The organism is Nocardiopsis sp. LDBS1602, from assembly GCF_035818715.1.
Lineage (GTDB): Bacteria > Actinomycetota > Actinomycetes > Streptosporangiales > Streptosporangiaceae > Nocardiopsis > Nocardiopsis alba.
This window is the reverse complement of the sequence record NZ_JAYLVW010000006.1, coordinates 131,707-144,631: the sequence shown is the minus strand read 5'-3', so window position 1 is coordinate 144,631 and position 12,925 is coordinate 131,707. Positions and strand designations below refer to the sequence as shown.

At 71.5% G+C, this 12,925-nt stretch carries 13 protein-coding genes; 8 read left to right on the top strand and 5 right to left on the bottom strand.

The features are described from left to right. The first annotated feature begins 95 nt into the window (after nt 1-95). The 5 genes from U9J66_RS18775 to U9J66_RS18755 all read left to right on the top strand — a co-directional run bounded on the left by U9J66_RS18775 (nt 96) and on the right by U9J66_RS18755 (nt 4,830). Entirely contained in the window at nt 96-1,121 is a 1,026-nt protein-coding gene (locus U9J66_RS18775; RefSeq protein ID WP_161112301.1) for an iron-siderophore ABC transporter substrate-binding protein, read from the top strand. A 62-nt stretch (nt 1,122-1,183) separates the two neighbouring features. After that, nucleotides 1,184-2,149 carry a FecCD family ABC transporter permease gene (locus tag U9J66_RS18770; RefSeq protein ID WP_199806140.1) on the top strand — a complete coding sequence of 322 codons (966 nt, stop codon included), beginning with the start codon at nt 1,184-1,186 and terminating at the stop codon, nt 2,147-2,149. Then, on the top strand, nt 2,146-3,240 hold the full coding sequence (locus U9J66_RS18765) for a FecCD family ABC transporter permease (protein ID WP_442789862.1): 1,095 nt from the start codon (nt 2,146-2,148) through the stop codon (nt 3,238-3,240). The genes U9J66_RS18770 and U9J66_RS18765 overlap by 4 nt, the downstream gene beginning before the upstream one ends. After that, nucleotides 3,219-4,097, top strand: coding sequence for an ABC transporter ATP-binding protein (locus U9J66_RS18760; protein WP_042283393.1), 879 nt, complete (start codon nt 3,219-3,221; stop codon nt 4,095-4,097). The genes U9J66_RS18765 and U9J66_RS18760 overlap by 22 nt, the downstream gene beginning before the upstream one ends. A 172-nt stretch (nt 4,098-4,269) precedes the next feature. Beyond that, nucleotides 4,270-4,830 (top strand): TetR/AcrR family transcriptional regulator, encoded by a 561-nt coding sequence (locus tag U9J66_RS18755; protein WP_014913263.1) that lies wholly within the window; start codon nt 4,270-4,272, stop codon nt 4,828-4,830. Nucleotides 4,831-4,885: 55 nt separating this feature from the next. Here U9J66_RS18755 and U9J66_RS18750 read toward each other — a convergent pair whose 3' ends face one another. From U9J66_RS18750 to U9J66_RS18740, 3 genes are all read right to left on the bottom strand, one after another. Further along, entirely contained in the window at nt 4,886-6,097 is a 1,212-nt protein-coding gene (locus tag U9J66_RS18750; RefSeq protein WP_017535371.1) for an acyl-CoA dehydrogenase family protein, read from the bottom strand. A gap of 2 nt (nt 6,098-6,099) precedes the next feature. Beyond that, on the bottom strand, nt 6,100-7,113 hold the full coding sequence (locus tag U9J66_RS18745) for a phosphotransferase family protein (protein ID WP_326338276.1): 1,014 nt from the start codon (nt 7,111-7,113) through the stop codon (nt 6,100-6,102). Nucleotides 7,114-7,214: 101 nt separating this feature from the next. Then, complete coding sequence (locus U9J66_RS18740) at nt 7,215-7,970, bottom strand: SDR family oxidoreductase (RefSeq protein WP_014908622.1); 756 nt, start codon at nt 7,968-7,970, stop codon at nt 7,215-7,217. Between the two features lie 141 nt (nt 7,971-8,111). Between U9J66_RS18740 and U9J66_RS18735 the strand changes: the two genes are divergently transcribed. Both U9J66_RS18735 and U9J66_RS18730 read left to right on the top strand, forming a co-directional pair. Next, nucleotides 8,112-8,405 (top strand): GNAT family N-acetyltransferase, encoded by a 294-nt coding sequence (locus U9J66_RS18735; protein WP_014911861.1) that lies wholly within the window; start codon nt 8,112-8,114, stop codon nt 8,403-8,405. Between the two features lie 57 nt (nt 8,406-8,462). Further along, entirely contained in the window at nt 8,463-9,362 is a 900-nt protein-coding gene (locus U9J66_RS18730; RefSeq protein ID WP_199806135.1) for an LLM class flavin-dependent oxidoreductase, read from the top strand. Nucleotides 9,363-9,514: 152 nt separating this feature from the next. On the opposite strand, the gene U9J66_RS18725 is transcribed toward U9J66_RS18730, so the two are convergent. Further along, entirely contained in the window at nt 9,515-11,002 is a 1,488-nt protein-coding gene (locus U9J66_RS18725; protein ID WP_326338275.1) for an LURP-one-related/scramblase family protein, read from the bottom strand. 425 nt (nt 11,003-11,427) lie between these two features. Here U9J66_RS18725 and U9J66_RS18720 point away from each other — a divergent pair, with 425 nt between their 5' ends. Next, the gene (locus U9J66_RS18720) at nt 11,428-12,111 is read left to right on the top strand and encodes a GTP pyrophosphokinase (RefSeq protein ID WP_081536586.1); all 684 of its coding nucleotides are present in this window, start codon (nt 11,428-11,430) and stop codon (nt 12,109-12,111) included. 19 nt (nt 12,112-12,130) lie between these two features. Here the strand turns inward: U9J66_RS18720 and U9J66_RS18715 are convergent, their stop codons facing one another. Beyond that, a complete protein-coding gene (locus tag U9J66_RS18715; protein ID WP_234305840.1) occupies nt 12,131-12,865 on the bottom strand; it encodes a hypothetical protein in 735 nt (244 codons plus the stop codon). Nucleotides 12,866-12,925 lie beyond the last annotated feature (60 nt).

Here is a 12,925-nt window from a genome sequence, read left to right as displayed (position 1 = left end):
CTTTCAGTGCTGCCCGAACATGGGTGTCCCCCCTACGCGGCAACGGTCCACCGGTCATGGTGCGACCCGTCCCCATGACGAAGAGAGCAGTGAGCATGAACCCCACCCTGCGCCGCGTCGGCGGCCTCGGACTCACCGCGGCCCTGGCCCTCGGCCTCGCCGCCTGCGGACCCGAGAGCGACGACGACCGGGCCCCCGCCTCCGCCGACGGTACCTTCCCCGTCGAGATCGAGAGCGCCCTGGGCACCGCCGAGATCCCCGAGCGGCCCGAGCGGGTCGTCACCCTCGGACAGGGGTCGGCCGAGACCGCCATCGCGCTGGGCACCGTGCCGGTCGGCATCGAGGGCTACGAGTGGGGCAGCGACGACACCGGCTACCTCCCCTGGATCCACGAGGCCGTCACCGAGGCCGGCGAGGAACTCCCCGAACAGTTCACCGGCGCCGACGACATCGACTTCGAGGCCGTCATCGAACTCGCCCCCGACGTCATCCTCGCCCCCTGGTCCGGGATCACCCAGGAGCAGTACGACGTCCTGTCCGACATCGCCCCCACGGTCGCCTACCCCGACCTGCCCTGGAGCACCGACTGGGACCAGCAGATCCGGACGATCGGCGAGGCGCTCGGCCAGTCGGAGGAGGCCGAGGTCCTCATCACCGAGATCGAGGACCGCTTCGAACAGGCCGCCGAGGACAACCCCGAGTTCGCCGACCTGACCTTCTCCTACATCTACACCGACGGCCCCGGAACGCTCGGCGTCTTCCTCCCCGACGAACAGCGCGTGGCCATGGTCCGCGGCCTCGGCCTGGAGGTCGACCCGGCCGTGGAGACCTTCCCCGAGACCGAGGGCACCGACTCCGCCCTCATCGGGCTGGAGAACGCCGCCGACCTCTCCGACAGCGACCTGATCTTCACCTTCTACACCGACCCCGAGACCCGGGCCGAGATCGAGGCCCAGGACCTGTACGCGGCCATCCCCGCGATCGAGCGGGGCGCCGTGGTCGCGGCCGAGGACAACTCCTTCGTCACGGCCTCCTCACTGATCAACCCGCTCACAGTCCCCTGGGTCATCGACCGCTACGTGCCTCTCATCGAGGAGGCCGCCGCCCGTCTCGACGACTGAACGTGTCCTCGGTGAATCTCAGGACACGCCCGCGCCGGATCGCCCCGACCCGCACCGCGCTCATGTTCGTCGCGGCCACCGCGGCCCTGGCGGGGGCGGTCCTCCTCAGCCTGGTCGCCGGCAGCAGGCCCACCCCGCCCGCGGAGGTCTGGAAGGTCTTCGCCGGCGGGGCCGACCCCTACACCGTCACCGTGGTGGAGAGCCGGATCCCCCGGACCCTCGCGGGGATGGTGGCCGGGGCGGCCCTGGCCCTGGCCGGAACCCTCATGCAGGGCATCACCCGTAACCCGCTGGCCGACCCGGGCCTGCTCGGGGTGAACGCCGGCGCCGCCGCCGCGGTGGTCACCGCCACCGCCGTCCTCGGCCCGACCTCGGTCACCGGCACGGTCTGGTGGGCTCTGCCCGGGGCCCTCCTGGCCGGGCTGGCCGCCTACACGGTGGGCACCCGGGGCGGCGACGGCGGCATGGTCCGTCTGCTCCTGGCCGGAGCGGTCGTCTCGGCCGTGCTCACCGCCTATGTGCAGGCGGTGGCGCTGAGCCTGCCCGACGTCTTCGACAGCTACCGCTACTGGGTGGTGGGCTCGCTGGCCGGGCGCGGCACCGAGGTCGTCGTCGCGGTGCTACCGGTGATCGTCCCCGGCCTCCTCATCGCCCTGGCCGTCATGGGCGGGCTGAACGCGCTGGCCCTGGGCGAGGAGGCGGCCGTGGCCACCGGGGCCAACGTCACGCTCACGCGCGGGGGCGGACTGGTCGCCGGGGTCCTGCTGGCCTCGGGGGCCACGGCGCTGGCCGGACCCATCGCCTTCGTCGGTCTGGCCGTACCCCACGTGGTGCGCGCCCTGGTGGGGGTGGACTTCCGTCTCCAGGTGCCCTTCGCGGTCCTGGTGGGCCCGACGCTGCTCCTGGTCGCCGACGTCGTGGGCCGCACCATCGTGCGCCCCACGGAACTCATGGTCGGGGTGGTCACCGCCTTCGTCGGCGCCCCGGTGCTGTTGTACGTACTGCGTAGGACGAAGGGGAACACGTGAGCCGCACGATCCCGACGGGGACGCGCCCCGACGTCGCGCCACCCGGCCCGGACGAACGTCCCACCGGCCGGATCCTGCGCCTGGGGCGACACGTCGCGCTGCCCGTCCATACCCGATCGCTCGTGACGTCCGCCCTCCTTCTGGCGGTCCTGCTCGTGGCCGCCGCGGCCACCCTGAGCCTGGGCCGCCTCGGGATCCCCCTCACCCGGCTTCCCGCCGCGCTGTTCGGCGAGGGCGAGACCACCCACCTGTTCGTCCTCGAACGCCTGCGCGGCCCTCGACTGGCCGTCGCGGCCGGGACGGGGGTCGCCCTGGGCCTGGCCGGGGCGCTCTTCCAATCGGTCACCCGCAACCCCTTGGGCAGCCCCGACGTGATCGGCCTGGGGGCCGGAGCCGGGGCGGGCGCGGCGGTGGCCGCCCTCATGCTGCCGGGCGTCGTCCCCGTGCCCCTGGGCGCGTTGGCCGGCGCGACCCTGGCGATCGTCGTGGTCGCCCTGGTGACCGGGACCGGCCTGCGCCACCCCGGGCGACTCATCGTCGCCGGGATCGGGGTGGCCGCCATGGCCCAGGCCTTCACCCACTTCGTGGTCTCGGTGATGGCCCGCGACCAGGCCGGGGTCCTGTCGGCCTATATCAACGGCAGCCTGGGCGCGCGCTCCTGGGAGCACGCCGCCACCATCTGGCTCGTCGTCCTCCTGGCGGTACCGTTCGTCCTCGCCCTGGCCGGGCCGATCACCGTCAACGAGATGGGCGACGAGCTCGCCGAGGCCCTGGGCACCCGCGCCACCACCACGCGTACCGGCGCGGTCGTCCTCTCCGTGGTGCTGTCGGCCGCCGCCGTGAGCGTGGCCGGACCGATCGCCTTCATCTCCCTGACCGCGCCCCAGATCGCCCGTCGGCTGAGCGCCGCGCAGGGGCCGAACCTGGTGCTCTCCGGCCTGGTGGGGGCCCTGTTGTTGGTCTGCGCCGACCTGGCCGTGCAACAGTCGCCCATCGGCGAACGGTTGCCGGTGGGGATCTTCACCCTGGCCCTGGGCGGCGTGTACCTGGGATATCTGCTGATCCGCGAATGGCGAAAGGGAAGTCTGTGAGCGTCGAGGACGTGCGCGGGACCACCGCACCGGTACTGGCGGCAGAGGGGCTCACCCTGGGATACGGGGGCGATCCGATCGTCCGCGACCTGGACCTGGAGATCGACGAGGGCGGCTTCACCGTGATCGTCGGCCCCAACGGCTGCGGAAAGTCCACCCTCCTCAAGGCCCTGGGGCGGGTGAACAGGCCGGTCCGCGGGCGGGTGCTGCTGCACGGGACGGACGTGCGCTCCCAACGTCCCAAGGCGGTCGCCCGACGGCTGGCGCTGCTCCCGCAGAACCCGCTGGCCCCCGAGGGCATCACGGTCCGGGCTTTGGCCGCGCGGGGACGCTTCCCCCACCACACCCTGCTGCGCCAGTGGAGCCCCGAGGACGAGGAGGCCATCGCCCGCGCCTTGGAGCTGACCGGTCTGTCGGACCTGGCCGAGACGCACGTCGGATCGCTCTCTGGAGGACAGCGCCAACGCGCGTGGGTGGCGATGGTGCTCGCCCAGGACAGCCCCCTCCTGCTCCTGGACGAGCCCACCACCTTCCTGGACATCGCTCACCAGTACGACCTCCTGGAACTCTTCGCCGAACTGCACCGGGAAGGACGCACGGTCGTCGCGGTCCTGCACGACCTGGCGCAGGCGGCGCGGTTCGCGACCCGTCTGGTGATGATGCGCGGGGGAGCGGTGGTCGCCGACGGGCCGCCCGAGGAGGTGGTCACCGCCGACCGGGTGCGCGCGGTGTTCGGCCTGGACTGCGACGTGATCCCCGATCCCCGCACCGGCACCCCGCTGGTCGTCCCGCACGAACGCGCGGTCGCCCGGAAGGCCGCGGAGCGTCCCGGGGTCGAGACGGTCCGGTCGAGCTGACACCGCGGGCCGGACGGCCGGCCGAGGCTCCCGCCGCCGCGTACGCGTGCCGGGTACCATCCGGTCGGTATGCTGTCCCGGTCGATGGTCGACCACCGCCGGGGGGCGGGACACGGGGGTGAGCGTGGAGAAGGGGAGAGGGGCCGACAGAACGGGGTCCCCGAACGGTTCGGTGCCCGAACGGCTCTTGAGCGCCGCCACCCGCCTGTTCGCCGAGCGGGGGTACGAGAGCACCTCGGTCCAAGAGGTCGTCTCCGCCGCCGGCGTCACCAAGGGCGCCATGTACCACTACTTCGGCTCCAAGGACGATCTGCTCTACGAGATCTACGCCCGCGTGCTGCGGATGCAGACCGAACACCTCCGTGAGATCGCCTCGCGCGACGAACCGGTCGCCGACCTGGTGCACGCGGCCGCCGTCGACGTCATCGTCACCAGCGTGGACAACCTCGACGACAGCACGATCTTCTTCCGATCGATGCACCAGCTCCCTCCGGAGAAGCAGCGCGGCGTGCGCGCCGAACGCCGGGAGTACCACGAGCTCTTCCGCGCCATGATCGAACGGGGCCGGGCCGAGGGCGTCTTCCGGGACGACGTGCCCGCCGACCTGGTCGTGGACTACTTCTTCGGCTCGGTGCACCACCTGAGCACCTGGTACCGCCACGACGGACCGCTCACGGGCCGGGACGTGGGTCGCCACTTCGCCGATCTGCTGTTGGCCGGTCTGCGCCCCTGACCGGAGGCCGGCCGGTCCGGGGCGGAGGGCCGAACGCACCCCCGCCCCCGGAACCTCACGCGTACTTGCGCAGCTCCGCCCGGGCCAGTGAGCGAAGGTGCACCTCGTCGGGCCCGTCCGCCAGGCGCAGCGAACGCACCCCCGCCTGCCAGGCGGCCAACGGCAGGTCCTGGCTCAGGCCGGCGGCCCCGTGCGCCTGGACGCACTTGTCCAGGATCCACTCCACCGTGCGCGGGGTGGCGATCTTGATCGCCTGGATCTCGGTATGGGCCCCCTTGTTGCCGACCGTGTCCATGAGGTAGGCGGTCTTGAGGACCAGGAGCCGCAGCTGCTCGATCCGGACCCGGGCCTCGGCGATCCACTCGCGGACCACGCCCTGCGCCGCCAACGGACGTCCGAACGCCTCCCGCTCCAGCACCCGCCGGCAGGTCAGTTCGAGGGCCCGCTCGGCCATGCCGATGGAACGCATGCAGTGGTGGATACGGCCCGGCCCCAGACGGGCCTGGGCGATCGCGAACCCCTCGCCCTCGCCGCCGACGAGGTTCTCGACCGGCACGCGCACGTTCTCGAACCGGATCTCCGCGTGCCCGCCGTGGTCGCCGTCGTCGTAACCGAACACGGTCATCCCGCGTTCGATGGTCAGCCCCGGGGTGTCGCGCGGTACCAGCACCATGCTCTGCTGTCGGTGGCGGTCGGCCTCGGGATCGGTCTTGCCCATCACGATGAGGATCTCGCACGCCGGATCCAGCGCCCCGGTGATGAACCACTTTCGGCCGTCGATCACGTACTCGTCGCCCTCGCGGACGATCCGGGTGGTGATGTTGGTGGCGTCGGAGGAGGCGACGTCGGGTTCGGTCATGGCGAAGGCCGAGCGGATCCGCCCGTCCAGGAGCGGCTCGAGCCATCGCCGTCGCTGTTCGGGGGTGCCGAACATCGTCAGCACCTCCATGTTGCCGGTGTCGGGGGCCGCGCAGTTGAGGGCCACGGGGGCCAGAGCGGGGCTGCGCCCGGTGATCTCCGCCAGGGGCGCGTAGCGCAGGTTGGGCAGTCCTCCGTGTTCGGGATGTCCGGCCAGGAAGAGGTTCCACAGCCCCCGCTCGCGGGCCTCGGCCTGGAGCTCCTTCACGATGGGCGGGGCGGACCAGCGGTCCTCGCGTTCGGCGAGCTGGGCGCGGAACACCTCCTCGGCGGGGTGGACGTGCTCGTCCATGAACTCCAGGAGCCGCCGTCGCAGCTCCTCGGTCTCGGCGTCGTGGGCGAAGTCCATGCCTAGTCCTCCTCCAGTACCCTGTGCGCGCGTGCCACCAGTGGGGCGACGACGTCGCCGATCCCGTCGAACCCCTGGCCGACGGTCAGTCCTTGTGTGTGCCGCAGATGGATGCCCTCGGCGATCACCGCGAGTTTGAAGCAGCCGAAGGCCACGTACCAGCCCAGGCGGGAGACGTCGCGACCGGTGGCGTCGGCGTACATACGGACCAGCTCGGACGAGGCGGGGAACCCCTCGGCGGAGGTGGCGGCCGCCCGACCTCCGGTGACCGGCTGCTCCCGATAGACGAGCATCAGCCCCAGGTCCACGAGCGGATCGCCCAGGGTGGCCATCTCCCAGTCGAGGACCGCGGACGGCCGTCCGTCCTCGGTGATCAGCACGTTGTCCAGCCGGTAGTCGCCGTGCACGATGGCGGGCGCCGACTGCTCGGGCAGGCCGGTCGCCAGCCGGTCGCACAGTTCGTCGATGCCGGGCAGCTCACGGCTGCGGGAGGCCTCCAACTGTCGGCTCCAGCGCCGCACCTGACGTTCCAGGAAACCCTCGGGGCGGCCGAAGTCGCCCAGCCCGACCTCCTCCGGGTCGACGGCGTGCAGGTCTCCCAGGGTGGTGATCAGGTGTTCGGCGACCGCGCGGACCCCGTCGGCCCCCAGCGGGGCGATCTCGTCGAGTGTGCGGAAGGGCGTCCCCGCCACGTGTTCCATGACGTAGAAGGGGGCGCCCAGCACCTCGGTGTCCTCGCACAGGAGGTGGGTGCGCGGTACCGGGACGTCGGTGGGGGCCAGGGCGGTCATCACCCGGTACTCGCGGGACATGTCGTGCGCCGTGGCCAGGACGTGTCCCAGCGGAGGCCGGCGCACCACCCAGGATCCGTCGCCGTCGGTGACCACGTAGGTCAGGTTGGACTTGCCGCCGGTGATCATCCGGGCGGTGAGCGGCCCCGAGACCAGACCGGGGGCCGCGCGGTCCAGGTGGGCGCGCAGCCGTTCGGTGTCCAGGCCGGGGGTCTCCTCGCTCATGTGCTCTCCTCGTTCGTGGGAGTCCGGGAGGGGCGTCGGTGCGCGCTCCATCCGGGCGTGGTCGTGGGGTGATGCCCTTCCGGTGGGGGAGGGGCGGGGGCTCACATGCCCCCGGTGAGGGTCACTCCGCCGTCGAGGACGAGGGTGCGTCCGGTGATCCAGGAGGCGTCGTCGGACAGGAGGAAGGCGGCGGCGCCCGCGACGTCCTCGGGGGCGCCCAGCCGGCCCAGGGGGTACCGGGCGGCGACCTTCTCCTCCCGGCCCTCGTACAGCGCCTCGGCGAAACGCGTCTTGACCACGGCCGGGGCGACGCCGTTCACTCGGATGTCCGGGCCGAGTTCGACGGCGAGCTCCTCGGTGATGTGGGTGAGCATGGCCTTGGTGGCCCCGTAGAACCCGATCCCGGGGGCGGGCTTGACCCCGGCGATGGAGGAGACGTTGAGGATGGCGCCCCCGTGTTCGGCCATCCAGGCCCGGTGGACCTTCTGCACCCAGGAGATCGCGGAGAGGGCGTTGACCTCGAAGATCTTGCGCGCGGCGTTCAGGTCGAGGTCGACCATGCGGCCGTAGACCGGGTTGATGCCGGTGTTGTTGACGAACAGGTCGACACCGCCGAAGGCCTCCAGGGTGGCGGCGATCGCGGTGTCCTGGTGCTCGGTGTCGTCGGCGCGGCCGGGGACGCCGATGGCGTGCTCGGGACCGCCCAGGGCCTCGACCGCCTTCTCCAGGGACTCGGGGCCGCGCGCGGTCACGCAGACACGGGCCCCCTCGGAGACGAGGCGCCGGGCGATGGCCAGACCGATGCCGCGACTGGCGCCGGTGATGATGGCGGTGCGTCCGCCGAACCGCGAGGACATGCGTACTCCTTAAACCGACCGGTCGGTATGTCAGGGAGACCCTATGCCCACCGGACGCGTGCCGCAAGGGGGAGGCTGTGCCTCGGGCGGGGACAATGGCTCTGCGCGGAGGCCTCCGCGCGTGACGAGAGAAGGGCCGCCATGGCGACAGAGGTCACCGACGTACCGGACCGTCGGCGTTACGAGATCACCTCCGACGGGGAGCTCGCCGGGTTCGCCGAGTACATCCCGACCGGCGACATGCTCACCTTCACCCACACCGAGATCGATCCCGCCTTCGAGGGGAAGGGCCTGGGCGGCACCCTGGTCCGCGAGGCGCTGGACGACGTACGCGCGCGAGGGCTCTCCATCCTGCCGATGTGCCCCTTCGTCAGGGACTGGATCGGCCGTCACCGTGACTACGTCGATCTGGTCTACCGCTCCTCCGGAGAGTGAGGACGGCTTGGGGCCCGCGCGGTCGGGGAAGGACCTTCGGAACCGGGAGGTATGACGATGGGCATCGACTACGGACGTGAGATCGGCTTCGGGGTCTTCCCCACGCCGGAGGCCTCGGCCCTGGAGCGGACCTGGGCCGTCGTCGACGCCGCCGAGCGCGGCGGCCTCGACTTCGTCGGCATCCAGGACCATCCCTATCAGCGCCGACACCTGGACACCTGGGCGCTGATGGCCACCGTGCTGGCCCGTACCGAGCGGCTACGGGTCTTCCCCGACGTGGCCAACCTGCCCCTGCGACCGCCCGCCCTCATCGCGAAGAACGCGGCGAGCCTGGACGTGCTGTCCGGCGGGCGCTTCGAGCTGGGGCTGGGAGCGGGAGGGTTCTGGGAGGCGATCGAGGCGATGGGCGGCCCTCGGCGGGCTCCGCGCGAGGCGGCCGACGCCCTGCTGGAGGCGATCGAGGTGATCCGCCTGCTGTGGTCCGATCGACGTTCGGTGCGCTTCGAGGGCGAGTACTACCGACTGGCCGGGGTCAAGCCCGGTCCGGCGCCCGTCCACGACATGGGGATCTGGCTGGGGGTGCTGGGTCCCCGTCTCCTCAAGGAGGTCGGGAGGGTGGCCGACGGCTGGGTGCCCTCGCACGCGTACGCGGGTCCGGAACGTCTGCCCGAGATGCACCGGAGGATCGACGAGGGGGCCGCCGAGGCGGGTCGCGATCCCGCCTCGATCCGTCGTGTCTACAACCTGTGGGGCACGATCGGCGGATCCGGTACGGAGGGCGAGCCGATGAGCGGTCCCGTGTCCGCCTGGGTGGAGCGGATCACCGGGTTCGTCCTGGAGTCCGGGATGGACACGTTCGTCCTCGGTCCCGCGGGGGAGTCGGCCCGGCAGGTGGAGCTGTTCGCCGAGGAGGTCGCCCCGGCGGTACGGGAGGCGGTGCGCGAGGCCCGTTCCTGACCTTCGAGGTCGCGTCGGAGCCTTGTACCTTATGTCCGATATGTAATCTACGTCGTCAAGGTGGCCTTTAGGAGAAAACCACGATTTCCGAGGGCCTTCGGCCGGCCGTCGACCACGGGTACCCGGCCGTCGACCGGGCACCCGTGGGAGCGTCAGCGGTTACGACGCGAGGAACCACCGGAGGAACGACCCCCCGAGGAGCGGCCGCCACCCGAGGAACGACCGGAGGAACGCGAACTCCGCGAGGCGCCCCCGGAGGAACGGCCGCCGGACGAACGGGAGGAGAACCCGCCCGACCGCTTCGAAGCCGCCTTGGAGAAGGAGGAGCGGGACGCGCCCCCACGGGAGGAGGACGAACGCGCACTCGAACCCGACGAGGAGCGCGAACCCGACGAACCCCCGCCGAACAGGCCGCCCACCCGATTCGAGGAGCCCCCACCGCGCGGAGAACCGGCGCTCTTGGCCGCAGTGCCCTGCCTACCGGCTCCCACCCTCTTTCCGGACGCGCTCTGCCGCGCCGCGCCGCTACGACGCTGACGCTCCCGGCGGGCGGAGGCCCCCGAAGCCGGACTCTCGGAACGTGAGGCGCCGCTCGTGCGGTCGCGACGGGGAGCGGCGGCCTCCGAACGCGAAGCGAAACCGCTCGACCGGCGGGGCGCGGCCTCCGAACGCGACGCGAAACCGCCCCCACCTCGACGGTCGACGCGCGGTGTCGCCGCGCGGCCCGCTCCGGCGGAACGGGACGGGGCCTCCGAACGCGACGCGAAACCGCCCCCACCTCGACGGTCGACGCGCGGTGTCGCCGCGCGGCCCGCTCCGGCGGAACGGGACGGGGCCTCCGAACGGGAGGAGAAGGTGCGGTAGCCCCCTCGCGACTCGACCGCACGTTCGCGTACCGGGACGTACCCCCTCCGTCGGACCGGTCGGAAGGTGTGGTGGACGAGCAGGGGAGGACGGCGGCGACGGGCGACCATGTAGCCGCGCCTGGGGTGGTGCCAGTGATGGCGGGGCCGGTAACCGTACTCGGGGTAGCGCCGGAAGTCGGCGTAGTGGGAGTGGTAGAACTCCGGTTCGCGCTCGTGGAGCAGCACGTCGATGGTGAGGGCGGCGGCGAGCACCAGTCGACGCAGCGGCCAGGGCAGGTCGTAGGCGAACTCCAGCGCGTAGCGGTCCTCGGTGGTGAAGAAACCGCCGAGCAGTCCGGGGTGCTCCTTGCCCACCCGGGCGATCTCGATCCCGGCCCGGTCCAGGAGGGTGAAGTCCCAGCCCTTCCAGTCGCCGCGGATCTCGGCGACCGTGTGTCCGCGCGGGTCGCAGAGCCGGAACCGGGAGCCCGCGAAGGCCCGATCCTGGACGATGCCTCCGTAGGGCTCTCCGTGCGGCCCGGTCACCTGGATGTGGGGGCGGCCCCGGTCCCAGGGCTTGTCCAGGGTGAGCAGGGGATGTCCACCGGTGTCGTAGACGGTGAAGCGGTGGGGGCGGTGCGGTCCCCGCCGGTGGGACCGGGCGTTCATGTGCTCGTTCACGTAGGCCAGTGGCCGCCCGGATTCATCGAGGACCTCGTAGTGCCCTTCGGTGGCGTACAGATGCCGGGGCTGCTCGATGAGGAGCACGGGGGCCGTGAACAGGGGTGCGTGCATATGGGGGCCTTTCCTGCGCCGCCGCCCGGGAGAGGCGGCGGGGTCGGCGTGGGCAGGCGGAGGATTCGGGAGAATCCTGGTGAAACCTATCTTCCGCGTTCGACGCCCGAAGCGCGTGCCCGGTTCCTGGCGGGGTTCTCGAGGGTGTTCACACTGGTGGTGGGGGCTCGATCGGGCTTCTTCGGGCCCGGCTCCCGTCTTCGAAGCCCCCCCTGGACTTCGGTAACCTCGAAAGTGACCTCGCGGTCCTCCTGTGCGGCGATGGGCCCGGGAGGGGCGGGATCTTTCCGGCGCGGTCCCGTGGTCCGCGCCTCGCGAGGGTGGACGACGTCCGGCCGTGGGGCCGGTGGTGCGGGGGAACTGCTGTGGTGGACGACGTTTCCGAGGTGTTGCTGGAGACACGTGACGACGTCGCGCGTTTCCTCATGGCGTACAAGTTCGCCATCGACACGGTGATGGCGAAGGTGAACATCCTCAACGAGGAGTTCCGCTACACGCACGACCACAACCCGATCGAACACGTCGGATCCCGACTCAAGACCCCGGCGAGCATTCTGGAGAAGGCCCGTCGACGCGGTGTGCCGCTGGACCTGGAGAGCATCGCCGAGTCGATACTCGACATCGCGGGGATCAGGGTGACGTGCAGTTTCGTCTCCGACACCTACGCCATACGCGACATGCTCGCCGGGCACGAGGACATCCGGGTGACGGAGGAGAAGGACTACATCCGCGCGCCCAAGCCCAACGGCTATCGGAGTCTGCACCTGCTGGTGTCCACCACCGTGCGGATGTCGGATCGGAGCGTGGAGGTCCCGGTGGAGATCCAGATCCGCACGATCGCGATGGACTTCTGGGCCAGCCTGGAGCACAAGATCTACTACAAGTACGCCAAGGCGGTGCCTCAGGACCTGCTGGACGAACTGCGGGAGGCGGCGGAGACGGCCCACCGCCTGGACGAGACCATGGAGCGGTTGCACGGTGAGGTCCGTGAGCTGGGGGACCGGGAGCGGTTGCCCCTGCCGGGCCCGGACGACCTGCGCCGGATCCCCCTGGCGGAGGGGTTGTTGCAGGTCCTGGCGGATCGGGTCAACTCCCGTCGCACCGACTGAACCGGGCTCTCCGGGAAGATCAGGCCTCGGTGCGCGAGGTGACCTTCGAGGAGAGCAGGATCCGTTTCTCCCGGGTGTCGGCGGTGAGCACGGTGAGGAACTGGCTTCCGTTCTGGACGACGTAGGCGTGGAGCACCTCGTCGCCCATCTCGATGCGCTCCTCGGGTACCCACACCTCGTCCACGAGGGCGGCGCCGAGCATGACCGCGCCCATGGCGAGGATCCCGATCCGGGCGAGGAGGCGGTGGACGAAGACGCGGACGGGGCCCTCCCGCAGGTCGACGGCGACCAGGAACGCGAGCCAGACCAGGGCCGCGACCAGGGCGGGCCAGGCGGAGAAGGAGAGCACGGCCGCCGCGAAGACGACCGTCAGGGCCAGGACGACGAGAAGCGATCCGGGGGAACGTCGGCCCTGGCGGAAGTGGCGCAGGTGTCCGGCCGCGCTCAGCGGTAGGAAGAAGGCCAACAGCCACAGGGTGAACAGCTCCGCGCCGAGGAAGGTGCCCACGACGATGGTGATGGCGTCGCCGAAGTCGATCGCGTCGGCCAGCCCGAACGCGGTCGGCCAGTCGTAGTGGGTGACCGCCATGAGGCGCAGCAGGATGAACATGAGGGCGGCGCCCGCGGCCGTGATGCCGGCGGACCATACGTGGCCGCCGTCGCTCTCCTCGGTGGTTCCGCCGCCGGTGTCGGTCTCGGTCGTCTCGCCCATGGGTCCCCCGTGCTCGGTCGAGCGGACGGCGGGTCCGCTCACGGCGCTCACGCTAGCGAGAGCGGCTCCGACGTGCGTGGACGCCGCACCGGGGAGAGGCAG